1 pseudogene is annotated in these 283 nt (G+C 73.1%); it reads left to right on the top strand.

What is annotated here, in order from left to right:
* Positions 1 to 283 (top strand): annotated as a pseudogene (locus IE312_RS43540) (transposase); the annotation flags it as partial.

The raw sequence follows: 283 nt of genomic DNA, 5'->3' as shown, positions 1-283 counted from the left end.
CCTGGCCGCCGTGCTGTGCCCGGGCGGCACGCAGGCCGTGGACGCGGCCCTGCTCCTGGCCGAGATGGCCGTGCCCCACCCCGCCCGCCCCACCTGGCCCGACGCCCTGCGCTTCGCCCACACCCAACTGTCCGCCCACAAGCGGCTGCTGAGTCTGGACGAACGCCTCGAGCAAGCGGCCGCCCGCCCCGTCGCCATCCCTGAGACGATCATCGTCGACCGGGGCAAAGTCTTCCTGTCACACACGTTCACCGCCGCGTGCGAAGCCCTCGGCGTCAGCGTG

This window comes from Streptomyces capoamus (genome assembly GCF_014654935.1).
GTDB lineage: Bacteria > Actinomycetota > Actinomycetes > Streptomycetales > Streptomycetaceae > Streptomyces > Streptomyces capoamus.
The sequence above is the reverse complement of the archived record's forward strand: the minus strand, read 5'-3'. Positions and strand labels throughout refer to the sequence as shown.